Origin of the sequence: Agrobacterium vacciniicorymbosi (assembly GCF_040427045.1) — a bacterium.
GTDB lineage: Bacteria > Pseudomonadota > Alphaproteobacteria > Rhizobiales > Rhizobiaceae > Agrobacterium.
On record NZ_JBETMF010000001.1, the window covers coordinates 282609 to 307625 of the forward strand.

The 25017-nt window shown below is 57.3% G+C and carries 23 protein-coding genes; 13 read left to right on the forward strand and 10 right to left on the reverse strand.

The window, feature by feature from the left end:
* The first annotated feature begins 141 nt into the window (after positions 1–141).
* The 3 genes from ABUK73_RS01465 (at position 142) to ABUK73_RS01475 (ending at position 4247) form a co-directional block, all read left to right on the forward strand.
* On the forward strand, positions 142–2613 hold the full coding sequence (locus tag ABUK73_RS01465) for a beta-mannosidase (protein WP_353575995.1): 2472 nt from the start codon (positions 142–144) through the stop codon (positions 2611–2613).
* A 92-nt stretch (positions 2614–2705) separates the two neighbouring features.
* Positions 2706–3740 (forward strand): L-glyceraldehyde 3-phosphate reductase, encoded by a 1035-nt coding sequence (mgrA, locus tag ABUK73_RS01470; protein ID WP_353575732.1) that lies wholly within the window; start codon positions 2706–2708, stop codon positions 3738–3740.
* Between the two features lie 177 nt (positions 3741–3917).
* Positions 3918–4247, forward strand: coding sequence for an RcnB family protein (locus ABUK73_RS01475; RefSeq protein ID WP_353575733.1), 330 nt, complete (start codon positions 3918–3920; stop codon positions 4245–4247).
* 116 nt (positions 4248–4363) lie between these two features.
* Here the strand turns inward: ABUK73_RS01475 and zigA are convergent, their stop codons facing one another.
* Positions 4364–5569, reverse strand: a complete 1206-nt coding sequence (zigA, locus tag ABUK73_RS01480; RefSeq protein ID WP_353575734.1) for a zinc metallochaperone GTPase ZigA — start codon at positions 5567–5569, stop codon at positions 4364–4366.
* Positions 5570–5654: 85 nt separating this feature from the next.
* Positions 5655–6647, reverse strand: coding sequence for a zinc ABC transporter substrate-binding protein ZnuA (gene znuA, locus ABUK73_RS01485; protein ID WP_353575735.1), 993 nt, complete (start codon positions 6645–6647; stop codon positions 5655–5657).
* Positions 6648–6750: 103 nt separating this feature from the next.
* Between znuA and znuC the strand changes: the two genes are divergently transcribed.
* The 3 genes from znuC to ABUK73_RS01500 are packed head-to-tail and all read left to right on the forward strand — an operon-like array spanning position 6751 to position 8889.
* The gene (znuC, locus tag ABUK73_RS01490) at positions 6751–7677 is read left to right on the forward strand and encodes a zinc ABC transporter ATP-binding protein ZnuC (protein WP_353575736.1); all 927 of its coding nucleotides are present in this window, start codon (positions 6751–6753) and stop codon (positions 7675–7677) included.
* Positions 7670–8488, forward strand: coding sequence for a zinc ABC transporter permease subunit ZnuB (znuB, locus tag ABUK73_RS01495; protein ID WP_353575737.1), 819 nt, complete (start codon positions 7670–7672; stop codon positions 8486–8488). Before znuC ends, znuB begins: the two co-directional genes overlap by 8 nt.
* Positions 8485–8889, forward strand: a complete 405-nt coding sequence (locus ABUK73_RS01500) for a Fur family transcriptional regulator (RefSeq protein ID WP_062449313.1) — start codon at positions 8485–8487, stop codon at positions 8887–8889. The genes znuB and ABUK73_RS01500 overlap by 4 nt, the downstream gene beginning before the upstream one ends.
* A 2-nt stretch (positions 8890–8891) precedes the next feature.
* On the opposite strand, the gene ABUK73_RS01505 is transcribed toward ABUK73_RS01500, so the two are convergent.
* Positions 8892–9419 (reverse strand): gamma carbonic anhydrase family protein, encoded by a 528-nt coding sequence (locus tag ABUK73_RS01505; RefSeq protein ID WP_353575738.1) that lies wholly within the window; start codon positions 9417–9419, stop codon positions 8892–8894.
* A 13-nt stretch (positions 9420–9432) separates the two neighbouring features.
* On the reverse strand, positions 9433–10122 hold the full coding sequence (locus tag ABUK73_RS01510; RefSeq protein WP_353575739.1) for a fumarylacetoacetate hydrolase family protein: 690 nt from the start codon (positions 10120–10122) through the stop codon (positions 9433–9435).
* 137 nt (positions 10123–10259) lie between these two features.
* Between ABUK73_RS01510 and dusA the strand changes: the two genes are divergently transcribed.
* Complete coding sequence (gene dusA / locus ABUK73_RS01515; RefSeq protein WP_353575740.1) at positions 10260–11273, forward strand: tRNA dihydrouridine(20/20a) synthase DusA; 1014 nt, start codon at positions 10260–10262, stop codon at positions 11271–11273.
* A gap of 21 nt (positions 11274–11294) precedes the next feature.
* Here the strand turns inward: dusA and ABUK73_RS01520 are convergent, their stop codons facing one another.
* Both ABUK73_RS01520 and uvrA read right to left on the reverse strand, forming a co-directional pair.
* Positions 11295–12095 (reverse strand): DUF72 domain-containing protein, encoded by an 801-nt coding sequence (locus tag ABUK73_RS01520; RefSeq protein ID WP_353575741.1) that lies wholly within the window; start codon positions 12093–12095, stop codon positions 11295–11297.
* A gap of 44 nt (positions 12096–12139) precedes the next feature.
* Positions 12140–15061 carry an excinuclease ABC subunit UvrA gene (gene uvrA / locus ABUK73_RS01525; protein ID WP_353575742.1) on the reverse strand — a complete coding sequence of 974 codons (2922 nt, stop codon included), beginning with the start codon at positions 15059–15061 and terminating at the stop codon, positions 12140–12142.
* Between the two features lie 292 nt (positions 15062–15353).
* Here uvrA and ABUK73_RS01530 point away from each other — a divergent pair, with 292 nt between their 5' ends.
* Positions 15354–15890 carry a single-stranded DNA-binding protein gene (locus tag ABUK73_RS01530; RefSeq protein WP_113088359.1) on the forward strand — a complete coding sequence of 179 codons (537 nt, stop codon included), beginning with the start codon at positions 15354–15356 and terminating at the stop codon, positions 15888–15890.
* A 28-nt stretch (positions 15891–15918) separates the two neighbouring features.
* A complete protein-coding gene (locus ABUK73_RS01535; protein WP_113088223.1) occupies positions 15919–16176 on the forward strand; it encodes a hypothetical protein in 258 nt (85 codons plus the stop codon).
* A gap of 143 nt (positions 16177–16319) precedes the next feature.
* On the opposite strand, the gene ABUK73_RS01540 is transcribed toward ABUK73_RS01535, so the two are convergent.
* Together ABUK73_RS01540 and ABUK73_RS01545 are read right to left on the reverse strand one after the other, a co-directional pair.
* Positions 16320–17474 (reverse strand): HPP family protein, encoded by a 1155-nt coding sequence (locus tag ABUK73_RS01540; protein WP_353575743.1) that lies wholly within the window; start codon positions 17472–17474, stop codon positions 16320–16322.
* A 68-nt stretch (positions 17475–17542) separates the two neighbouring features.
* Positions 17543–18172, reverse strand: a complete 630-nt coding sequence (locus ABUK73_RS01545) for a MarC family protein (protein WP_113088221.1) — start codon at positions 18170–18172, stop codon at positions 17543–17545.
* Positions 18173–18424: 252 nt separating this feature from the next.
* On the opposite strand from ABUK73_RS01545, the gene gyrA reads away from it, so the two are divergent.
* Positions 18425–21232 carry a DNA gyrase subunit A gene (gene gyrA / locus ABUK73_RS01550; RefSeq protein ID WP_353575744.1) on the forward strand — a complete coding sequence of 936 codons (2808 nt, stop codon included), beginning with the start codon at positions 18425–18427 and terminating at the stop codon, positions 21230–21232.
* 142 nt (positions 21233–21374) lie between these two features.
* On the opposite strand, the gene ABUK73_RS01555 is transcribed toward gyrA, so the two are convergent.
* Positions 21375–21638: a hypothetical protein gene (locus tag ABUK73_RS01555; protein WP_113088218.1), complete on the reverse strand. Its 264-nt coding sequence runs from the start codon at positions 21636–21638 to the stop codon at positions 21375–21377.
* Positions 21639–21729: 91 nt separating this feature from the next.
* Positions 21730–23109 carry a D-alanyl-D-alanine carboxypeptidase gene (locus ABUK73_RS01560; protein WP_454892318.1) on the reverse strand — a complete coding sequence of 460 codons (1380 nt, stop codon included), beginning with the start codon at positions 23107–23109 and terminating at the stop codon, positions 21730–21732.
* A 303-nt stretch (positions 23110–23412) separates the two neighbouring features.
* Between ABUK73_RS01560 and ABUK73_RS01565 the strand changes: the two genes are divergently transcribed.
* The 3 genes from ABUK73_RS01565 to ABUK73_RS01575 all read left to right on the forward strand — a co-directional run bounded on the left by ABUK73_RS01565 (position 23413) and on the right by ABUK73_RS01575 (position 24949).
* Complete coding sequence (locus tag ABUK73_RS01565) at positions 23413–23679, forward strand: hypothetical protein (RefSeq protein WP_113088216.1); 267 nt, start codon at positions 23413–23415, stop codon at positions 23677–23679.
* A gap of 24 nt (positions 23680–23703) precedes the next feature.
* Positions 23704–23958 carry a hypothetical protein gene (locus tag ABUK73_RS01570; protein ID WP_353575746.1) on the forward strand — a complete coding sequence of 85 codons (255 nt, stop codon included), beginning with the start codon at positions 23704–23706 and terminating at the stop codon, positions 23956–23958.
* Positions 23959–24583: 625 nt separating this feature from the next.
* Entirely contained in the window at positions 24584–24949 is a 366-nt protein-coding gene (locus ABUK73_RS01575) for a hypothetical protein (protein WP_353575747.1), read from the forward strand.
* Positions 24950–25017: the final 68 nt, after the last annotated feature.

A 25017-nucleotide genomic window follows, 5' to 3' on the forward strand; every position in this document is an offset into this window, starting at 1 on the left:
TTTCCGGTAACGTTGCCGCCGGGAGGAGAATTTCATGTTTCGTGGACATTTGCGGACGGATTGCGTGCACTGCTTCGAGGCCAGTGTACGACATTTCCCGCAGTTGCGTGCTTGAAAATTCTTCCAATGCGGCATGGCGAAATGACAGGGCAGGACATGACATCATCTTACGCAATCGACGTTGCAATCGACCTATCCGGTGAATGGAAACTCTCATCTTCAGACGGTGAGCATGACGCCCGGATTGAAATTCCCGGCGATGTGCACAGCGCCTTGCGCGAGGCGAAGATCATTCCCGACCCCTATTTCGGACGCAATGAGAATGACGTGCAATGGGTGGCAGAGCGGGACTGGATTATAGAGCGCCGCTTCAACATCGATGATGCCGATGCAGACTGGTATCTGGATGTCGATTATCTCGATACGGTCGCCGTCGTTTTTCTGAATGACGTGCCGGTTCTGTCTGCCGACAATTGCTTTCGCCGTTACAGACCGGATGTAACCAGTGCCATCGTTCCGGGTGAAAATGTCATCCGCATTCATTTCCACTCCAGCATCAAGGCCGGAGAAGAGCGGCAGGCGGCACAGCCGTTTTATGTTCCTTACCATCCCGGCAACTCCCCCATCCCGCATGGCAACATGCTGCGCAAGCCGCAGTGCCATTTTGGCTGGGACTGGAACATCGCGTTGGCGCCGCTCGGTATCTATGGCGACATCGCATTGCGGCGGCTCGATACGGCGCGGATCGAACATATCAGCACCTCGCAGCACCACGTGGATGGCGGTGTGGAACTGCATGTGGAGGTCGCGTTGTATGCCGCGCAGGCGGCGAGCGTGCCGATCCACCTTTCGCTTGGCGATGAAAGGCTGCGGCTGGATTGCGGCGTCAATGCTGGCGAGACCGTGCTGCGGCATGTCTTCTTCGTCGAAAAGCCAAAGCTCTGGTGGCCGGCGGGCAGCGGGGAGCAGGCGCTCTATACGCTGACTGTGGAACTGCCGGATGAAACGGCGACGCGGCAGATCGGCTTTCGCACCATCGAACTGCTGACGGACAAGGATGAGGCGGGCAGCCGCTTTGCCTTCCGCATCAACGGTCGGGAGATTTTCTGCCGGGGTGCGAACTGGATTCCGGCCGATGCGCTTCACTCGCTCAGCAGCCGTGAAAAGACCGAGGATTTGCTGTCCTCGGCTGTCGAAGCCAATATGAACATGATCCGTGTCTGGGGCGGCGGCTTTTACGAGCAGGACTGGTTCTACGATCTCTGTGACCGGATGGGCCTGATGGTTTGGCAGGACTTCATGTTCGCGTGCAACCTTTACCCCTGCACCGACGATTTTCTGGATAATGTCGAACACGAGGTCACCTATCAGGTAAAGCGCCTGTCATCGCATCCGTCCATCGCGCTGTGGTGTGGTGACAATGAGCTTGTCGGCGCGCTGACATGGTTCGATCAATCACGTGATAATCGCGACCGCTATCTGGTGGCCTATGACCGGCTGAACCGGACAATCGAGAAAGCACTGAAGAAGGCGGCACCATCCGCGCTATGGTGGCCCTCCAGCCCGGCATCCGGCTATATGGATTACGGCGATGCCTGGCACTCGGATGGTTCCGGCGACATGCACTACTGGTCCGTCTGGCACGAGAACAAATCCTTCGACAATTACCGTGCCGTGAAACCGCGCTTCTGCTCGGAATTCGGTTTCCAGTCCTACACATCCATGCCTGTCATCAAGACCTATGCGGATGAGAAGGACATGAATATCTCTTCGCCGGTCATCGAGCTTCACCAGAAGAATGCTGGTGGCAATGAGCGGATCGCCGGCACCATGTTCCGCTATTTCCGTTTTCCGAAGGATTTCGAGAATTTCGTCTATATCAGTCAGGTGCAGCAGGCTCTCGCCATCAAGACCGCGGTCGAATATTGGCGTTCGCTGAAACCCCACTGCATGGGCACGCTCTATTGGCAGCTGAACGATACTTGGCCGGTGGCTTCGTGGTCGAGCCTCGATTATGGCGGCAGCTGGAAGGCCTTGCATTATGCCGCGCGGCGCTTTTTCCAGCCCGTGACTGTCTCGGCCATCCCATCCGAAGATGGCAGCACCATTCGCTTTTCCACCGTCAACGACACGGCGGAGGAGGTGGAGATCGACATGAACATCTTCGCACTTGCGACCGATGGCACACGCACGCCGCTGAAATCCGCCAGCGGAACCTGTGGGCCGGACGCAGCCGTGACCATGACGGAAATCGACATGAAGCAGCTGGCCGCTGGAGCGTTGCTTTCCTGGAACTTCATTGCCTCCAACGGCATGACCGGCGAGGGTCACCATGTGCCTGAGACCTATAAGGCGCTGGACCTCCAGTTCTCCGGCCTCACGCACCACGTCAAGTCGTTGGATGACGGGCAGTTTGAGGTAGAAGTCTCTTCCACTGGGCTTGCACTCTTCGTGATGATCGAAGCGGATGTAACCGGGCGTTATTCCGACAATCTTTTCGATCTGGCTGCAGGCGAGACCAGACGGATCGTGTTTTCGCCGCAGGACGGGGAACAAACATCCCGCCCAACCTTCAAGATTTTCGATCTCTATTCGTCGCAATCTCAAGGTTGAAACGATAGCGGCATCTCTTTACGCTCCACTTCATCACACCCAAACCTGCGGCAATTGTCGCAGGTCAGATATCCATACAGGGAGGACTATCCATGGCCTGGCAACCGGCTGAAAATCGTTACGCGTCCATGAAATATAATCATTGCGGCAAATCAGGCCTGAAGCTTCCGGCGATCTCGCTGGGCCTCTGGCACAATTTCGGCAATGATTTTTCACACAAAACCAAGCAGGATATTTGCCGCAAGGCCTTTGATCTGGGCATCACCCATTTCGACCTCGCCAACAATTACGGCCCACCGCCCGGTAGTGCGGAGACGGCCTTCGGCGAAATCCTGCGCACGGATTTTGCAGGCTATCGCGACGAGTTGGTGATCTCTTCCAAGGCCGGTTACAACATGTGGCCAGGCCCATACGGCGAGTGGGGCAGCCGCAAGTATCTCATCTCCTCCTGTGATCAGAGCCTGAAGCGCATGGGGCTGGATTATGTGGATATCTTCTATTCCCACCGCTTCGATCCCGATACGCCGCTGGAAGAAACCTGCGGTGCGCTGGACCATATCGTCCGGTCGGGCAGGGCGCTTTATGTCGGCATCTCGTCCTATAATTCTCAGCGCACTCGCGAGGCCGCCGCGATCCTGAAGGAACTCGGAACGCCCTGCATCATTCACCAGCCCAGCTATTCGATGATCAATCGCTGGATTGAAGAGGATGGTCTGGTCGATACACTGGAAGAACTTGGCATCGGCTCCATCGTTTTCTCGCCGCTGGCGCAGGGGATGCTCACCACGAAATATCTCGGTGGCGTGCCGGAAGCCAGCCGCGCCAGCCAGGGCAAGTCGCTGAACCCTGCCTTCCTCAACGAGCGCAACATCGAAAACATTCGCGGGCTGAACGCGATTGCCGAACGTCGCGGCCAGACGCTGGCGCAGATGGCCATTGCCTGGGTGCTGCGTGGCGGTCACATCACCACGGCACTGATTGGTGCCAGCCGTCCCGAGCAAGTCGAAGACTGCGTCAAAGCGCTCGACAAGCCGGATTTCACAACAGAAGAACTGGCGGAAATCGATCGTTTCGCCAAGGATGCGGACATTAATCTCTGGGCAAAATCCGCCGAACTGAAGAAGTGAGACAGCAGGCCGCCCCGGATGTTTCGGGGCGGCTTTTCCGCGCGAAATATTCGACATAAACTTTAAGTGATCGCGCTAAGCATTAACAACCATTACGGAATTGTAATTTCCCGGTTCAGTTTCCATTCATTGTTGTGACGATAGGGTCAAGCCATCACTTCACGAAAGGAAACACCGATGAAAAAGTTTTTCTCCGTTCTTTTGGCCGCTACCGTTCTTACAGCTCCCCTGGCAGCTCAGGCCCAAAGCCGTCACGATGATCGCGGCCGCCATGTGACTGTGGAGCGGACGATCACAAAGAAGAAGGTCATCGTCAAGAAGCATCGTTGGGACCGCGGCCAGCGCCTAGCGGCGAGAGACCGTCATCACTTTGTGGATCGCCGCGACTACCGCCGCCACAATCTGAGAGAACCGCGTCGTGGTGAACGTTGGGTTCGCGTCGATAACCAATATCTGCTGATCAACGCCGTCAGCGGTCTCATCATCGGTCTTGCCGCTGCGCGTTAAGCCGACCTGCCTTTCCTGCTGTGGCCGTGGAGTTCCTCCATGGCCGCAGTCGTTTTCAAGGGCGATGTCATCCGTCACGGCTTCGCAGCGGAAATTCGATACGCGTTCCGGTTTTCTCATGCTGCCTGTCGGCTCCAGTCCGGGAATGGATCTTTCAGATGCCGCCACGCCGTGGGTGTAAACACCTTGGCATCGATCAGGCAGGCATCCAGCTCCTTGCGAAGGGCGGCCTCGCTCATCGGGTCTGCACCGATGAAGACGATTTCCTGTCTGCGATCTCCCCAGACATTGTCCATATAGGGCGCTAGCATCCGCTCGAAGCCTGGGTCTTCCGGCCAATGGGTTTTCGGTACCGATGACCACCACAGGCCCATCTTGCCCGTTTTCACCAATGCGCCCGCCTGGCTGATTTCGCCGACATGATCAGGCCGCGTGGCCAGCCAGAAGAAGCCCTTGGCGCGGATGACGCCCGGCCAATCCCGGTTGATGAAAGCATGGAAGCGGGCCGGATCGAACGGGCGTTTGGCGCGGTAAACGAAAGAGCGGATGCCATATTCTTCCGTTTCCGGCACATGGCCCTTGAAGCCGTGCAATTCCTTGAACCACAGCGGATGCGTTTCTGCCTCGGCAAAATCGAACAGGCCTGTGCCCAGAACGGATTTGAGCTCCACCTTGCCGAAATCCGCCTCGATCAGCTTCGCATCGGGATTGAGGCCGACGATGATTTTGCGCGCTGCGTCTCGCTGCGCATCGGTTGCTGTAGAGACTTTGTTGAGAATGACGACATTGGCGAATTCGATCTGTTCGACCAGCAAATCGACCAGCGTCCGGTTGTCACCATCACCCGCCGTTTCTCCACGATCCGCCAGAAAATCCGCTGAGCCGTAATCCTTCAACAGATTGGCGCAATCGACGACCGTCACCATCGTGTCCAGCACTGCGACATCGGACAGGCTCTGGCCATTCTCATCGCGAAAATCGAAGGTCGCGGCCACGGGCAGGGGCTCCGCGATGCCGGTGGATTCGATCAGCAAATAGTCGAACCTGTCCTGCTCGGCCAGCTGCCGAACCTCGTTCAACAGGTCGTCGCGCAGCGTGCAACAGATGCAGCCATTTGTCATTTCCACCAGCTGCTCCTGCGTGCGCGAAAGATTGGCGCCGCCATCGCGGACCAGCGCCGCATCGATGTTCACTTCGCTCATGTCATTGACGATAACGGCGACTCGCAGGCCTTCGCGATTGCCCAGGATGTGATTGAGGAGCGTGGTTTTTCCCGCACCGAGAAAACCGGACAGGACGGTTACAGGCAGCTTCCGTATCATGATGTATTCCTGTTTTGTTATACCATTACATGTGCGATGAAAATGAAAGGCGGCCAAAGCCACCTTCCATCGATTGCGCTTCGATTTAAGAGAGGCAGTCTTTCAGCGATATCGCGATGCCGCGCATCAGCTTGAAGTAAAGGTCTGGGCCAGCCTCCAGCGTGCCAGCTTCAGGATCGAGCGTCGCGGACTTGGCATTGGTGCCTTCGATGACGACGTTGACCAGCTTCGGCTCGAACTGCGGTTCGGCGAAGACGCAGGTTGCGTTCAGTTCTTTCACCTTGGCGTGGATTTGCTTGATGCGATCCGCGCCGGGAATGTTTTCCGGGCTGACGGTGATGGAGCCCGCAGTCTTCACGCCGTAGCGATGTTCAAAATACTGATAGGCATCATGGAAGACAATGAATGGCTTATCCTTGATGGGCGCCACGGTTGCCGTGATTTCCTTGTCCAGCGCATCGAGATTATCCACCAGCTTCTTGGTGTTATCCTGATAGGCCTGCGCATTGCCCGGATCGGCCGTCATCAATGTCTTTTCGATCTCGACAGCCATGGCTTTGGCATTGGTGGGGTCGAGCCAGAGATGCATGTCGAACTCGCCGTGGTCATGGTCATGGCCATCTGCGTGTTCATGCTTGTGCTCGCCCTCATGGTTATGATCGTGGCCAGCTTCTTCCGCGTGGTCGTGACCTTCATGATCGCCATGGTCATGCGCTTCGAAAGGGCCACCCTCGCGGAAGGGCAGTTTCTCGATACCCTGCGCATCATCCAGTTCCACCACGGTTGCCTTGCCTGCCAGCGATTGCAGCGGCTTTTCCAGGAATTTCTCAAGGCCATCACCGACCCAAAACACCACGTCGGCACTTTCAATCGCCCGCGCATTGGAAGGCTTGAGGCTGTATGTGTGCGGAGATGCGCCGCCATCGACAATCAGCTTCGGCTCTGCCACGCCCTGCATGATGGCGGCGACAAGCGAATGGATCGGCTTGATCGACACCACCACATTGGGCGCTGCCATGGCGTTGGAAGACGCAATCATGGCTGCGGAGGCCAGAAGAAGCGTGGCGAGTGATTTCATGCGGTATGCTCCACTTGTATGGATTTGTTATGTTATTACATATGTTGCGTAACGCTATAACGTATGCAATAGCCATAGGCAACACCGACAATCGGAAAAACACATGCTTCATTCGCCAGTCAAAAGTGACGAACATCTCGTCTCCCTTTCCAATGCGGGCGTGAGACGAAACGGTCGCTGGCTGGTGCGTGGCGTAGAGTTTTCCGTCACCCGCGGCGAGATCGTGACGCTGATCGGCCCCAACGGTTCCGGAAAATCCACCAGCGCCAAAATGGCGACGGGCGTGTTGAAACCGGATGAGGGGCATGTCTCGCGCATTGGCGGATTGAAGGTCGGCTACGTGCCGCAAAAACTGTCCGTCGACTGGACCATGCCGCTGACCGTGCGCCGCTTGATGACGCTGACCGGACAATTGCCCGCGCGGGAAATCGATGCTGCCCTCAACGCCACCGGCATTACCCATCTGGCCAAGGCCGAAGTCCAGCATCTGTCAGGCGGGGAGTTTCAGCGCGCGCTGCTGGCCCGCGCCATTGCCCGTAAGCCGGATCTGCTCGTTCTGGACGAGCCCGTGCAAGGGGTGGATTTCTCCGGCGAAATCGCGCTTTACGATCTTATAAAGAACATCCGCAATTCCACCGGCTGCGGCATTCTGCTGATTTCGCACGATCTGCATGTGGTGATGGCCGAGACCGATACGGTGATCTGCCTCAACGGCCATGTCTGCTGCCGCGGCACACCGCAGATGGTAAGCCAGAGCCCTGAATATATGAAGTTGTTTGGCGGAATGGCAGGGCGCGGCCTTGCGGTCTACAGCCACCATCATGACCACACCCATCTGCCGGACGGACGTGTGCAGCATGCCGATGGTTCTGTGACGGACCATTGTCACCCGGAAGACGGTCATCATCACGCCGCGCATTCGCATGGCGACGACGATGCGTGTGGCTGCGGGCATGACCATCATGATCACGATCACGTTGGCCACGATCATTCCCATGACCACCATGCCCATGGAGAAAAGCATGTTTGACGATTTCTTCGTGCGGGCCATGGTTGCCGGTGTTGGCGTCGCCCTCATGGCGGGACCGTTGGGCTGTTTTGTCGTGTGGCGGCGCATGGCCTATTTCGGGGATACGATGGCGCATTCCGCCCTTCTGGGTGTGGCGCTGTCTTTGCTGTTTCAGCTGAACCTCATCGTCAGCGTCTTCCTCGTCGCGTCGCTGGTGTCGCTGCTGCTGCTATTCCTGCAACGCCGTCAGGCTTTGTCGGCGGATGCGCTGCTGGGCATTCTTTCGCATTCGGCGCTCGCCTTCGGCCTCGTCATCGTCGCCTTCATGACGTGGGTCCGCATCGACCTCGTCGCTTTCCTGTTCGGCGATATTCTGGCGGTTTCCGTCTCGGATATCTATCTCATCTGGGGTGGTGGCGTGGTGGTGCTGTTTGCCATCGCTTATCTCTGGAAGCCGCTTCTGGCCTCGACCGTCAATGCCGAACTGGCGGAGGCGGAGGGCATGCGGCCGGAGCGTTCCAAGCTGCTGTTCATGCTGCTGATGGCGCTCGTCATCGCCATTGCCATGAAGATTGTTGGCATTATGCTGATCACCTCGCTGCTGATCATTCCCGCAGCCACCGCGCGCCGTTTTTCTTCCACGCCGGAAATCATGGCCGTGCTGGCATCTGTCATCGGCGCAGTAGCCGTGGTTGGCGGGTTGATGGGGTCGCTGCATTACGACACGCCATCCGGCCCATCCATCGTCGTTGCCGCCGTTATGCTTTTCATCTTGAGTCTTCTGCCCGCGCCGAAACTGGCGCAAAAGGCAGAGCAAGGAGGCCGTCCATGACCACTCAGAACCTTACGCGCAACCAGTCTCTGGTTTACGACGCGCTGACCCGTTCGCAAGCGCCGCTCAGCGCCTATGTCATTCTCGACAAGCTGCGTGACGCGGGTTTCCGCGCACCGCTACAGGTCTATCGCGCGCTGGAGAAGCTTATCGAATTCGGCCTCGTGCACCGGCTGGAAAGCCTCAATGCTTTCGTTGCCTGCTCGCATACCAAGTCGGATTGCTGCACGCATCACCACGGCACCGTGGCCTTTGCAATCTGCAATGCCTGCGGACAGGTGACAGAGTTCCACGATCACGAGATCGACCACCGTCTGGGCGATTGGGTGAAAAGCAAAAAGTTCAAGGCGGAAAAGACGACGATAGAAATTCGCGGCCTCTGCGAAGCCTGCGCCGCCTGACGTCAGAGCGGCTGCAAATCCCTGGCGAAGCGCTGCCAGTTGCGGACATAGTTCTTCGCAGACTTCTTCAAGCCCTCGACTGCCTTGTCATCCAAAGTGCGGATGGCGCGGGCAGGCGAGCCGACGATCAGTGAATTGTCGGGAAATTCCTTACCCTCAGTTACCAGCGCATTGGCGCCAACCAAGCAGTTCCTGCCGATCTTCGCGCCGTTCAGCACGGTAGCGCCCATGCCGACCAGCGAGTTATCGCCAATCGTGCAGCCGTGGATGATGGCATGGTGGCCGATAGTGCAGCCCTCACCAATGATGGCCGGAAAGCCTGGATCGGCATGGACCATCACGCCTTCCTGAATATTGCTGCCGCGACCGACGGTGATCGGCTCATTATCACCGCGCAGCGTCGCGCCGAACCATATGCCGACATCCTCCCCAAGCGTGACGGACCCGATGACATCGGCATCGGGCGCCACCCAGTAGCGATCCGGGGCAGGAGTTTGCGGTACACGTTCGCCAAGCCGGTAAAGAGGCATATCTTATCCTCGCTTAAGCGATTTTCACGGATAGCGTTCCAACACCATCCACACCGCAATCGATCCGGTCGCCGGACACGATAGCGCCGACACCCGCCGGTGTACCCGTCATGATGACATCGCCTGCCGCCAGCGTGAAGAGCTTGGAAAGCTCAGCAATGATTTCCGCCGTCTTCCAGATCATCTGGTCGAGATCACCCGACTGCTTGCGCTCGCCATTGACCTCAAGCCATACGGCACCCTTTGCCGGATGGCCGATTTTGGAAGCCGGGACAAGCGGGGAGACGGGCGCGGAAAATTCGAATGCCTTTGCGCTTTCCCAGGAACGGCCCATCTTCTTCAGCGCATCCTGCATGTCGCGGCGCGTCATATCGATGCCGACGCCATAACCCCAGACATGCTCCAGCGCGTCATCCACCGATATATCCGAGCCGCCGCTTTTCAGGGCAACCACGCATTCCACTTCATAATGCACATTCGATGAGAGCGCCGGATAAGGAAAATCATTGCCCGCAGGCAGCAGATTGTCCGCATTCTTCTGGAAGAAGAACGGCGGTTCGCGCGATGGATCGTGCCCCATTTCGATGGCGTGGTCGGCATAATTGCGCCCGACGCAATAGACCCGGCGCACGGGAAAGGTTTCGTCGGTGCCTTCAACCGGCAGCAAAACAGTTGGGGGAACGGGAATGACGGTCGCGGACATGGGCTTGGCTCCTGATTTCAGGTGACGTTTGTCCCGCGATTCTGCCGGGATTTCCAGTTTAAAATCGGCTCCGGCAGAAAACTGGCATTATTGCCTACATTGCGGTAGAAGCCCCGCAGAAAGAGGTTTCGCAATCCATGTATAAGCACGCACTCGCAACCGGCGCCAAGATTTTCGCCGTGGCACCTATGATCGACTGGACGGATACAAGGTGTCGTTTTCTGCACCGGCAGCTCTCCAGCCATGCGCTGCTTTACACGGAAATGATCGTGGCCGATGCGATCATTCATGGTCAGCGGGACAAGCTGCTGGGCTATCACGAACAGGAACATCCCGTAGCGCTCCAGCTCGGTGGTTCTGATCCGGCGAAGCTTGCCGAAGCGGTGAAGATTGCCGGCGATTATGGCTATGACGAAATCAACCTCAATGTCGGCTGTCCGTCCGACCGGGTGCAGTCAGGCACCTTCGGCGCTTGTTTGATGCGGGAGCCGGAAACGGTTGCCCGGTGCGTGGAGGCGATGAGAGCCGTTGCGACCGTTCCTTTGACGGTCAAATGCCGGATCGGCGTGGATGATCAGGAGCCGGAGACGGTGCTGCCTGACTTTATTGCGCGCGTTGTCGCTGCAGGCGCAGACGCTGTTTGGATCCACGCGCGCAAGGCCTGGCTACAGGGCCTGTCGCCAAAAGAAAACCGCGATGTGCCACCACTCGATTACGAGCTTGTCTATCGCATAAAGCAGGCAAATCCTGAGGTCTTCATCGGCATCAATGGCGGCATCACCGATCTCGCTCAGGCCGAAGAACATTTAAAACATATGGATGGCGTGATGCTGGGCCGCGCGGCCTATCACAACACATCCATTCTGGCCGATGTCGATCATCGTATCTACGGAGAAGCGGCAACCGCACCGGACTGGATGAGATTGCGCGACACCATGATGGATTATGCGCAGGATTACATCGACAAGGGCGGGCGGCTGAACCATGTCACCCGCCACATGGTCGGGCTGTTTCAGGGGCTGCCGGGCGCACGCCGCTTCCGCCAGATTCTGTCCAGCGATGCGACACGCCCGGGTGCCGGGCCAGAGGTGATTGCTGCTGCATTCGCCGCCATCAACTTTGATACAAGCCCGGAAAGCATTGCTGTCTAAGGCAAATCGCAGCTTTGCTGCCTAGACCAGCGTCTGCAACAACTGTGCGCCATTGGGCGCATTGACCTTGCCACCGGTGATGAAGAAGGCAAAGACATCGCGCGGCGTCTTTTCGGCTTTGCGATCCGGTGCGATCAATGGCAGATCATCCGGCACGCCACCGTCCGCATAGGTCTGAAGACGTTTGCCCCAGCCCTTCACGTCCTTTTCGGCATAGCAAGTCTCGATATCGTCCTCGCCCTTTTGCAGGCGGCAATAGACGAAATCCGCGGTCACATCCGGCAACATCGGGTAGTCGTGATGATCTGCGCAGACCACGGCGACCTTATGCTTGGCCAGTAGCTCGATAAACTCGGGCACCTGGAAACTCGGATTGCGAACTTCGACGACATGTTGAAGCGTTAGCCCATCCTGCTTCTCCGGCAGAAGCGCCAGGAAGGCGGCGAAGTCATCCGGCTCGAATTTCTTCGTCGGCGCAAACTGCCAGAGGATCGGGCCGAGATGGTCGCCAAGCTCCGTCAGTCCCTGCGTCAGGAACTTGGTCATCGATTCACCGGCCTCGGCCAGCACCTTGCGATTGGTCACAAAGCGGCTGGCCTTCAGCGAAAAGACAAAACCCTCAGGCACCTCCGATGCCCATTTGGCAAAGGTCTCGGGCTTCTGGCTTCCATAATAGGTGCCGTTGACTTCGATTGCTTTGAGCAGGCTGCTGGCATGTTCCAGCTGGCGTCGCTTCGGCAGCTTGTCAGGATAAAATGTGCCTTCCCATGGCTCGAAAGTCCAGCCGCCAATGCCGGTGCGGATCGTGCCTGTCTTGCTCATTCTAGCCTCCCGTCAACGTCGCTATTATATGCCAGTCTGGTCGATTATTCTGCCGCCTGAGCCTTCTTGTCCGTGCGGCGCTCAAGCAGTTCCTTCAGGAAGTGACCCGTATAGGAGCGCTTTTCCTTGACGATCTGCTCCGGCGTGCCGGTCGCGACGACTTCGCCGCCGCCCGTGCCCCCTTCGGGACCGATATCGATCACCCAGTCCGCAGTCTTGATGACTTCGAGATTATGCTCGATGACAACGACGGAATTGCCTTGGTTGACGAGTTCATGCAGCATTTCCAAGAGCTTGTTGACGTCATGGAAATGCAGGCCGGTGGTCGGCTCATCGAGAATATAGAGCGTGCGACCGGTCGAGCGTTTCGACAGCTCCTTGGCAAGCTTCACGCGCTGCGCTTCACCGCCTGACAGAGTGTTCGCCTGCTGCCCGACCTTGATATAGCCGAGGCCGACATCGAAGAGTGATTGCAGCTTATCCCGCACCGCTGGAACGGCGGAGAAGAATTCGACGCCTTCCTCGACCGTCATGTCCAGCACATCGGCAATCGACTTGCTTTTGAAAGTCACATCCAGCGTTTCGCGATTGTAGCGTTTGCCGTGGCAGACATCGCAGGTGACATAGACATCAGGCAGGAAGTGCATTTCGATCTTGATGACACCATCGCCCTGGCAGGCTTCGCATCGACCGCCCTTGACGTTGAAGGAGAAGCGGCCAGGCGCATAACCGCGCGCCTTGGCCTCCGGTAGGCCGGCAAACCAGTCACGGATCGGTGTGAATGCGCCCGTGTAGGTGGCAGGGTTGGAACGTGGTGTGCGGCCAATCGGCGACTGGTCGATATCGATGACCTTGTCGATGAATTCGAAGCCATCGATTCGATCATGATCCGCCGGAATTTCACGCGCGCCCATGACGCGACGGGCAGCGGACTTATAGAGCGTCTCTATCAGGAAGGTCGACTTGCCGCCGCCGGACACGCCTGTCACCGCCGTGAAAACGCCGAGTGGGACAGATGCGGTGACATTTTTGAGGTTGTTGCCGCGCGCGCCGACGACCTTGATTTCCTTGCCCTTCTTCGGCTTGCGGCGTTCTGCAGGAACGGCCACGCCCAGTTCGCCGGACAGATATTTGCCGGTCAGCGACTTCGGGTTGGCCATGACCTCTTGCGGCGTGCCCTCGGCAATGACTTCGCCGCCATGGATACCGGCGGCAGGGCCGATATCGACCACGTAATCCGCCGTCAGAATGGCGTCTTCGTCATGCTCGACCACAATCACGGTATTACCGATATCGCGCAGATGCTTGAGCGTATCCAGGAGGCGAGCATTGTCGCGCTGGTGCAGGCCGATGGAGGGTTCGTCCAAGACGTAGAGAACGCCTGTCAGACCTGAGCCGATCTGCGACGCCAAGCGAATACGCTGGCTCTCGCCACCGGACAGGGTGCCTGAATTGCGCGACAGGCTGAGATAATCCAGCCCGACATCATTCAGGAACCGCAGGCGCTCGCGGATTTCCTTCAAGATACGGACGGCGATTTCATTCTGCTTGGCGTTCAGTGATTCCGGCAGGACTTCGAACCAGTCGCGCGCGACCTTGATCGACATCTCGGTGACCTGGCCGATATGCTTCTTGTTGATCTTCACCGCCAGCGCTTCCGGCTTCAAGCGATAACCGGCGCAGGCCGGGCAGGGGGCTGCCGACATGTAGCGCTCGATTTCCTCGCGCGCCCAGGCACTGTCGGTTTCCTTCCAGCGGCGCTCGAGGTTCGGAACGATGCCTTCGAAATTCTTGACCGTTTTGTAGGAGCGAGCGCCATCCTGATACTGGAACTCGATCTTCTCATCGGTTCCGTTCAGGATCGCCTTCTTGGCCGCATCCGTCAGTTCCTTCCAGCGGCTGGAAAGCTTGAAGCCGAAGGCTTTACCGAGCGCTTCCAGCGTCTGGTTATAATAAGGCGAAGAGGACTTGGCCCAGGGTGCTACCGCGCCATCTTTCAATGTGCGCGCAGGCTCCGGCACGATGAGCGCGACGTCCACCTTCTGCTGAGAGCCGAGGCCATCGCAGGTCGGGCAGGCACCGAAAGGATTGTTGAAGGAAAACAGGCGCGGCTCGATCTCGGAGATCGTGAAACCCGATACGGGGCAGGCGAATTTTTCCGAGAACAGCACCCGCTCATGGGTTTCGTTGAGCGACTTGTTGGCAGATCCGCCAGCTGACGTTTCTTCCGGCGGCAGGGGCTTGTCGGCAAATTCCGCGACTGCCAGACCGTCTGCAAGTTTCAAACAGGTCTCGAGGCTGTCTGCCAGACGTGCGGCCATATCCGGGCGCACCACGGCGCGGTCCACGACCACGTCGATGTCGTGCTTGTATTTCTTATCCAGCGCCGGGACGTCGGCAATCTCGTAGAACTGCCCGTCCACCTTCACGCGCTGGAAGCCCTTCTTCATCAGTTCGGCCAGCTCTTTTTTATACTCGCCCTTACGACCTCTGATCATCGGCGCAAGGATGTAAAGCCGTGTTCCTTCCTCGAAGGCGAGGATACGGTCGACCATCTGGCTGATCGTCTGGCTTTCGATCGGCAGGCCGGTTGCCGGCGAATAGGGAACACCGACGCGCGCAAACAGCAGGCGCATATAGTCGTAGATTTCCGTGACAGTGCCGACCGTCGAGCGCGGATTGCGCGAGGTCGTCTTCTGTTCGATGGAAATGGCAGGCGACAGCCCTTCGATCTGGTCCACATCCGGCTTCTGCATCATCTCCAGAAACTGGCGCGCATAGGCAGACAGGCTCTCGACATAGCGTCGTTGCCCTTCCGCATAGATCGTATCGAAGGCGAGCGAAGATTTGCCCGAGCCCGACAGCCCAGTCATGACGATCAGCTTGTTGCGTGGCAAATCCAGATCGATGCCCTTGAGATTATGCTCGCGGGCACCACGGATCGAAATCGTCTTTAATTCACTCATGAGATGGCTCGGAAATACTCGTTGGGAGGCGTTGGCTCTTATGTAATGACGCAGAACGGTGTGTCGAGGTATATTAGGTAATTCGTGTCGGCTTTTCGCAGCGCTTGACTCGTTGGTGTAGCTTTAATAGAACAAAAGATGAACGATTGGCAAGTGGACGCGTGATGAAAGAACATTCCTTGTGGATTGTCGTTCCATCTGCTGCCCATGGTGTCGAACGATGGTCTATGGTGGCCTAAGATTTTGAACAGGATATATGCTGGCCATGAAGGCCGGTGGACAGGATGAAAAGATGGCTGGCAGCGTAAACAAGGTAATTTTGCTCGGAAACGTCGGTGCAGATCCGGAAATTCGCCGCACGCAGGATGGTCGACCGATTGCCAACCTGCGTATCGCCACTTCCGAAAGCTGGCGCGACCGCAATTCCGGTGAGCGAAAAGAAAAGACCGAATGGCACTCTGTCGTTGTCTTCAACGAAGGTCTTTGCAAGGTCATCGAGCAATACGTCAAAAAGGGCGCAAAGCTCTACATCGAGGGCGCGCTTCAGACCCGCAAATGGCAGGACCAGACCGGCGCCGACCGTTATTCCACGGAGATCGTACTGCAGGGCTTCAACTCCACGCTGACCATGCTCGATGGCCGCGGTGAAGGCGGTGGTGGCGGAGCAAGCCGTGGCGGAGACGATTTTGGCGGCTCTTCCTATGGCGGCGGCGGTGGAAATTATGGTGGCGGCAACGACCAGCCATCGTCTTCTCGCGGTGGCGCTTCCCGTGGCGGCCAGCCTGCGGGCAACTTCTCCAATGATATGGATGACGACATTCCGTTCTGATTTTTAAATTTCAATTTAGGGGGCAAGCATGACAGAGACAGCAACACCAAGCAGTCAACCCGCCACATGGCGCATCGTACTTGCCTTCATATTGGATTTCTTTACGGCTTTCTGGGTCTTTGGTTTTCTGGTCGCGACCGTCTTTGGAGGACGGACAGAGGACGGTTTCCAGCTTAATGGTATGCCAGCCCTTCTGTCCTTTGCCTTGATGGTCGCCTATTTCGTGGTCTTCAACAAGTTTCTCGGTGGCACCATCTGGAAGCGGATTTTGAAGGCGAAGCGGTAGGGCTGGCCTCATCGAGACGAGCTGCGGCGGGTGATGCTCGTCGCTGCCTCCTTGCGAGTGCTCATATGTTCCGATGTTGCCGAAGGAAGACCGGTGGTCAGTCATTGTTCTGGCGTGAGGATTATCTCAAGCGCGATCTTTCCTCATTGGTTGTTTTCCACCTTATCAGCCAACATGCCCACCATCACATCCGATTGTGAAATGATGCCAGCGAGCTTGTTGTTGTCATCAACGACCGGGAGATAATGCAGGCCCTGTTCTGCCAGAATGATGATTGCATCTTCTATCGGCGTCTTGGGTGATACGGTCTTGACCGGCGATGTCATGATATCCTTGACAGTACCGTTCGGCGCGCTGCGTCCCGAAAATATCAGTCTTATGCGCTGAAGGAGGCCGATGGTGGGGCGACCGTTGGTCCAGCTTGCCTTGTCGAGAAAATCCGTCTGAGTGACGATGCCGACGACTTCGGCACTGTCGTTTGTCACTGGCAATGCCTTGAAATGGTGGTTGCGCATCAACGCGTGTGCGGTTTTCAGGGCATCGTCGGGGGCGACGCCCACCACGTCGCGGGACATGATGCTGGCGCAATCGAGATGCGTGGCGCGGCGGCGGTAGGAGCGCAGTTCCGTGCGGCGTAGAATGGTTTCGAGGTCGTCTCGGTCGATATCCAGAACCTGATCGAAGTCTTTCAGGACATCATCGAGATCGGTGGATGAAAAGCCGATGCGCTGGATGGGGTCAGGGTCTTTCGTGCCGTGACTGGCGGGCTGCGGACGCATGGCGTGCGGATAGCGGCGGCCCGAGAGATTGTTGAAGATGATCGCCACAGCCAGAAGCGCGATGGAGTTGCCAGCTACCGGCCAAAGCACAAAGCCGTAACCGAGATCATGGATGGCCGATCCGCCCAGAACCGCCGTCAATGCCACCGCACCGCTTGGCGGATGCAGGCAGCGCAGCGCCATCATAGCGGCTATGGCGATGCTGATGGCGAGCGCCGCAGCGATGAAGGGATTGGCAACCAGAAGCGCCACTGTTACGCCTACGATAGCGGAAACGATGTTGCCGCAGAGAATGGGCCAGGGCTGCGCAAGCGGGCTTGAGGGGACGGCAAAGAGTAGTACAGCGGAGGCACCCATGGGTGCGATCAGCGCTGGCAGGGCGGCACTGTTGCCGATTGCCAGATGACCGATGAAGCCCGTGATGAGAATTCCGATTAGAGCGCCGGTTGCGGAGCGAAAGCGCTCCTTATAACTGACCGGCATCGCTTCGGGCACGATAAGGCGCAACAGATTTCGCATTCTGCAAACTCTCGATTCTCGTCGGGAGTTGGCGTTTTAGCAGAAAAGCCCGCGCTGTCTGTATCTCGTCAGGTGGCCATAACCGATTTCACGCCATCGACCACGAACTGCACGGAAAGCGCCGCCAGCAGCACGCCCAGAAGGCGGGTGAGGATCGCGCGGCCCGTATTGCCAAGGAAGCGATCCAGACGATCTGCGGCCAGCAGCGCGGCAAAAACCAGCAGCATGCTGAAAGCCAGTAGCAGAATGAAGATGGCCTTTTCGAAGCTGTTTTCCATGGAGCCGGAAATCAGCACGGTCGCGGAGATCGCACCCGGCCCGGCGATAAGCGGAAGGGCGAGGGGGAAGACGGCGATATTCTGGATATGGTCGAGCGTAATCGCCATCTCCGAGGTCTTTTCCTTACGCTCCTGCCGCTTTTCGAAGATCATTTCGAAGGAAATCCAAAACAGCAGCAGGCCACCGGAAATGCGGAAGGCACCCAGCGAGATGCCCAGCACCTCAAGAATGGACGCTCCGAACAGCGCAAACATGGCCAGAATGCCAAAGCCTATGATGGAGCCTCTGAGAGCGACCTGACCACGCTGCGCACGCGTCATGCCTGCCGTCAGCGCCAGAAACACAGGCGCGAGGCCGGGCGGGTCCAGCGTTACCAGCATTGTGGTCAGAGCGTTGACCAGAAGTTCAGTGCTTGCCATGTTTTCCCCGCTTATGGGCCGCAAATCAAAGGCTGCGCCGTTGCGTTACGTGCTTGTTTTTTGGCAATGGTAGGTAAGTCGGCGCGTGTTTGAAACCCCGATCTGCCGGTTTTTGCCGTGGCTGCGGAGAAAACTGTGTATCGTCTTGCAAATGACGCAAAAGACTGTTCATAACGGCGCTGGAAATTGGCGCTTTAGCCCTGTTTCCGCTATAAAAATCCATCCGATTCTTAACATAGAATGTGATCCGATTTGACTGACCAGAGCCCCCCAGGCGGCGGAAAGCTTCCGCCAGGCATAGAGCCGATTTCCATCATGGAGGAAATGCAGCGGTCGTATCTCGATTACGCCATGAGCGTTATCGTCAGCCGTGCGCTTCCAGACGTTCGTGACGGACTGAAACCAGTTCATCGCCGTATTCTTTACGGCATGTCCGAGCTTGGCATCGACTGGAACAAGAAGTACGTAAAATGCGCCCGCGTAACCGGGGACGTGATGGGTAAATACCACCCGCACGGCAACTCCGCCATTTACGATGCGCTGGCGCGTATGGCGCAGGATTGGTCCTTGCGCCTGCCGCTGATCGACGGTCAGGGCAACTTCGGCTCCATCGATGGCGATCCGCCAGCAGCCGAACGTTACACCGAGTGCCGTTTGGAAAAGGCCGCGCATTCGTTGCTGGACGATCTGGACAAGGAAACCGTCGATTTCCGCGATAACTATGACGGCACGCTCTCCGAGCCCGTCGTGGTGCCTGCGAAGTTCCCGAACTTGCTGGTCAACGGCGCGGGCGGTATTGCCGTCGGCATGGCCACAAACATTCCGCCGCACAATCTTTCCGAAGTCATCGAGGGCTGTATCGCTCTGATCGACAATCCGGAAATCGAGCTGCCGGATATCATGCAGATCATTCCGGGCCCGGACTTCCCGACCGGCGCGTTCATTCTTGGCCGCTCTGGCATCCGCTCGGCTTACGAGACGGGCCGTGGTTCCGTCATCATGCGCGGTCGCGCCACCATCGAGCCGATGCGTGGTGACCGTGAGCAGATTATCATCACCGAAGTTCCCTTCCAGGTGAACAAGTCGTCGATGATCGAGAAAATGGCCGAACTGGTCAAGGACAAGCGCATCGAAGGCATTTCCGACCTTCGCGACGAGTCCGACCGTCAGGGCTACCGCGTTGTGGTGGAACTGAAGCGCGACGCCAATGCCGAAGTCATTCTGAACCAGCTGTACCGTTACACGCCTTTGCAGACCTCTTTCGGCTGCAACATGGTGGCGCTGAATGGCGGCAAGCCGGAGCAGATGACGCTTCTGGACATGCTGCGCGCCTTCGTCTCCTTCCGCGAAGAAGTCGTCAGCCGCCGCACCAAATACCTTCTGCGCAAGGCGCGTGACCGCGCGCATGTGTTGGTGGGTTTGGCGATTGCGGTTGCCAATATCGATGAAGTCATTCGCGTTATCCGCCAGGCACCAGACCCGGCGACGGCACGCGAACAGCTGATGACGCGCCGCTGGCCAGCATCTGACGTGGAAAGCCTGATCCTGCTGATCGACGACCCGCGCCACCGCATCAACGAAGACGGCACCTACAACCTCTCGGAAGAGCAGGCGCGCGCCATCCTCGAATTGCGTCTTGCCCGCCTGACGGCTCTCGGTCGCGATGAAATCAGCGACGAGTTGAACAAGATCGGCGCTGAGATCAGCGAATATCTCGATATTCTGTCGTCGCGCATCCGCATCCAGCAGATCGTCAAGGATGAACTGGCCGCCGTGCGCGATGAATTCGGCACACCGCGCCGTAGTATCATCGTCGAAGGCGGTCCTGACATGGACGATGAAGACCTCATCGCCCGCGAAGACATGGTCGTAACCGTATCGCATCTGGGTTACATCAAGCGCGTGCCGCTGACGACCTACAAGGCGCAGCGTCGCGGCGGCAAGGGCCGCTCCGGCATGGCAACGCGCGACGAGGATTTCGTCAACCGTCTGTTCGTGGCCAACACGCATACGCCGGTTCTGTTCTTCTCCTCGCGCGGTATCGTCTACAAGGAAAAGGTCTGGCGCCTGCCCATCGGCACGCCTCAGTCCAAGGGCAAGGCGCTGATCAACATGCTGCCTCTCGAGGCAGGTGAACGTATCACCACCATCATGCCACTGCCGGAAGACGAGACGACGTGGGAAACGCTCGACGTGATGTTCTCGACAACTCGCGGAACGGTTCGCCGTAACAAGCTGTCGGACTTCGTTCAGGTCAACCGCAACGGCAAGATCGCCATGAAGCTGGACGAAGAGGGCGACGAAATCCTCTCCGTTGAAACCTGTACAGATCGCGACGACGTCTTGCTGACGACGGCGCTGGGTCAGTGCATTCGCTTCTCCGTCGATGATGTTCGCGTGTTTGCGGGCCGTAATTCGGTCGGTGTACGCGGTATCAATATGGGCGAGGGTGATCGCATCATCTCCATGACCATCGTTGGCAGCAGCGATGCCCAGCCATGGGAGCGTGCGGCTTACCTCAAGCGTTCGGCTGCAGAGCGCCGTGCAGCAGGTGTGGATGAAGAAGACATCACGCTGGTTGGCGAAGAGGTCTCTGAAGAAGGTGATCTTCCTGAAGACCGTTATCAGGAACTAAAATTGCGCGAACAGTTCGTGCTGACTGTATCCCAAAAGGGCTTCGGCAAGCGTTCGTCGTCTTACGACTTCCGCACCTCCGGTCGTGGCGGCAAGGGCATTCGTGCCACCGACACATCCAAGACTGCGGAAATCGGTGAGCTGATCGCTGCCTTCCCGGTTGAGGACAAGGACCAGATCATGCTGGTTTCCGATGGTGGTCAGCTGATCCGCGTGCCGGTCAACGGCATCCGCATCGCCAGCCGCGCCACCAAGGGCGTGACGATCTTCTTGACCGCCAAGGACGAAAAGGTCGTGTCTGTCGAACGTATCAATGAGCCGGAAGGCGAAGACGAGGTCGAAGCGCTCGGTGAAGCCGAGGCAGATGGTCTGGTTGCCGACAGCAATGCGCCCGCGACCGATCCGACGCCGGAAAGTGATAGCTGAGATTGATAGTGGGGGCGGCGGGTGAAAATCCGCCGCTTTTGCGTTTCTCATAAGCCGAACTTTTCAGACGAACCAAATACCAGACAAGAAAAAGCCCTGCGGAACCGATGTTTCGCAGGGCTTTTTTGTGGATCGTCGCTGGTCAGCGCAGGCGCATATGGATTGCGCTGCGGCCGGAGCGGCACGAAATATGAAGATGAATCTTCGCTTCCGGCTGGTTGCTGCGCCAGGCGCGTGCGCCGTGGCAAAGCAGAAGGTTGACCAGATCGCGCGTCTTGTGGCGCGATTTGTTCAAGCCTAAATCGGCAATTCTCATTGCTGCTTCATGGATCGGGTGAAGCACGGAAAGACTCTGTTGTCTGCCTTTACCTGCTGCAATGTCCGAATAGTTTTCGTTGATCGCCATCTGGAAAGCCTCGTTACACAATACAATTCGAGGAGAGGAACCGGTAATCTGAATTTTCATAACCATCACCGGTGCCCAAAACGTCTTCCGCTTACTGGAGCGATGCCCAGCAGCTGATGCCCTTCTTTTTCAAAGCGTTGCATGCATTGACCGCCTGGTTCTGGTCACCGAAGCCACCGAAACGAGCGCGATACATCTGGGCGCCGTCCTTGCTGAAGGCGACCGTGAAGGGCTTGGCTGTGCGAAGCAGGCTGCCACCCTTGTCCTGTGCGGACTGGAGCAGATTGCGTGCAGAGCCTTCGTCCGGCGATGCGCCGATCTGAATAACCCAACCCGCATTGGCGGAAGTCGATGGGGCAGGGGCGGTTGATGCCGTCACGATGTTGTCAACCTTGGTGGAGTTCGTCACGAGCGAACGATCCGGCTTCATGTTGACAGGTGCGGGTGGAACAGGCCGTGCGGCAGCCTTTGGACGCGTTGCCACATCCATAGCAGCAACCGCGGCATTGGCAGGGGCCGGAGCGAAAGCGGAAACCGGTGTTTCATCTGCATAACGGGCCTGCGGAACAGGGCCGGCATTTGGAAGACCAGCAGAGGAGGTTGGTGCAGTGGCCACGACAGCAACAGGCTCTTCGATAGGTACAGATGGTGTCGCAGCAATAAGATTGCCGCTACCGCTGCGAGATGCCTGCGGAAGATATTCGGCAACCAGCTTGCGCATGGTCGCATCACGCGCCGCGCTGGAGCGACCACCGAGAACAACGGCCACGATAGAGCGGCCATCGAGCTGTGCGGATGTTGCAAGGTTGCTGCCTGCTGCGCGGGTGTAACCGGTTTTGATGCCGTCGACGCCGCGAACGGTGCCTACGAGGCGGTTGTGGCTGCCGATGACGCGTTTTCCGAAATTGAAGGAGCGCGTGCTGAAGTAGCCGTAATATTGCGGGAAATGCTGACGCAATGCCATACTCAAACGGGCCTGGTCGCGAGCCGTGGTCATTTGGGCAGTATTCGGCAATCCATTGGCGTTGCGATAGGTTGTGCGCGTCATGCCAAGGGCGCGAGCCTTAGCCGTCATCATCCGTGTGAAACGCTCTTCAGAGCCACCAATATACTCACCGAGTGCGGTCGAGATGTCGTTGGCAGACAAAGTAACAAGCGAGAGAATGGCCTGCTCGACCGTTACAGAACCGCCAGCGCGCACACCAAGCTTGGTTGGAGGCTCCTTGGCAGCATTTGCTGAAACGGGGACAGTCGAATTCAAGGATATGCGGCCGGCGCTTAAAGCCTCGAAGGTCAAATAGAGCGTCATCATTTTGGTCAACGACGCTGGATAGCGCAAACCATCTGGATCTTCGCTGTACAAAACCTTGCCTGTTTTGGCATCGATAACGATACCAGCATATTTGGGATCAGCATTCGCCACCTGCACGGAAGAAACGGATGCTACCGTTACCGCCGTCGCAAATAGCATTGCCTTTGCAAAAGACGTCACGCCTATAGCGCGCCGTAGTCCCTCAGATATTTTTTTCAACACGGTTGAACTCTTTAATCGCATGCCACTGTTCCGTCCGACACGCCCCGCCAGACTTTTCACCCACCAACTTTAGAGCGATGGCGTTACCAAGTGGTTTATGAATAGTATCTGAAGCCGATAAAATGCCGGGCTTGATTGAAAACAATACAGAGCTTCGTGGGTAAGGAGGTGTGTAGCTCGGCAATATGTATTGAACTGGCGCGTGCCGATTGCTACCTGTCCCGAAACAAAGGATGCACCATGGCCTCACGCGATCGATATTCCCGCAAACTCGAATGTTCCAAATGCGGCCATAGCGGCTTTGCGGAAGCGTCGGAGATCGATGAGAAGGTCAATCCCGACGTCGATTTTCGGGTAGACGAAATGCCTGCCGGTTTCAGGACGGAGCGGCCTTCGGGAAATCCCGCCGAGTACATGATACGCTGTGCCCAATGCGGCAATATCTTCCGTTTCCTGCAGAAGGCAGCCTATGCGCCGGGCGGCGAGCCGCGTTACGGAAGACGATAAAGCCAGAAGCTAAGGGTCTTTACGATGACGATCGAAGAGAATGTAAAAGACAGGCCGCCACGCAGAAAGCCCATCTGGCCGTGGTTGCTGCTGCTCATTCTGACGCTGATGGCGATCTATTCATGGAATCGCGCCAGCGAGATATTTGATGACTTTTCCAGAAACATGCCTCCGGCCATCATCGACCTGTTCCGTGACCTGCTGAATGACCACAACGATCATGGTCGGGTTGGGCCGAGAGTGGACGTTGCGGTACCCGTGCAGCCATTGCTGCGCTGACACTCTTTTCCAATGCCGAAACAAAAAAGCCCCGCGACATGGGCGGGGCAGGTTGTTCGCTCGGGGAAAAGTTGGGCAAAGCCCTTGAGCGATGTCAATTTCATAAATCAGAATAGCAGCGGCGAGATAGTGCATATTGCACATAATCGGTACGCTCTGCGAAATAATTAGGTCAGCCATCGCGACATAATTTAGTGCGCAAAAAGAAACCCGCACAGGGCGGGTTATCAGTCGAGAGGGGAATCGAGACGTGAAGTCTCGGCTGCATAACGGCGGGGCTATAAAAAAGGTTGCGTGCAATAGAAAAAAATATTTGAGGGCGGTGCGGAGCAGCGCGTACAATAAAAAAGGCCCCACCAAAAGGCGGGGCTAAGCTATTGCCTGATTGGCTTTCAGGACTTGGGAGCTCCTCCCGTGGAGGAAGCAAATCAGCCATAGCCTCCATTACCTATGCGCGAAAGGCCAGTGTGCTGGCTATCGGTACGCCTCGCCAGAAAACCCCGGAAAGAAAATCTGGTGCATTTCAACTTTCGACGTTCAGGACTTGTTCATCAATATCGTGCCATTTTGCGAGCATATTGAGGCGCTACCGCAGGACGGTTCGGCTCACATGGAGAAGCCCGCAATGAAAAAAATTCTTCTCACAACGCTTGCCGCGGTCATCGCCAGCGGCGCAGTTCTGGCCAGCGTGCAAAGCGCTTCGGCCCAATATTATGATGGTCCGTATCGCTACGACCGTCGCGGCCCACCGCCACCTCCCTATCGTGACCCGCCGCGCAAGCACCGCAATCACGATGGTAGAGTGATCGCTGGTGGTATTGCAGCCGGTGTTCTCGGCGGAATTATCGGCGGCGCTTTGGTGAACGGCAGTGGCCCACGCTACGTAGAACCGCCACCGCCACCTCCGCCACGTTGCTGGTTCGAAGATCGTCAGGTCCGCAACGCCTATGATGGCGGCTGGCACATGGAAAGCTTCCGCGTCTGCCAGTAAGGCATATGCCATCTCTCAATCGAAAGCCGGCCTTTGGGTCGGCTTTTTTGTTTTCAGCGCGGACAATT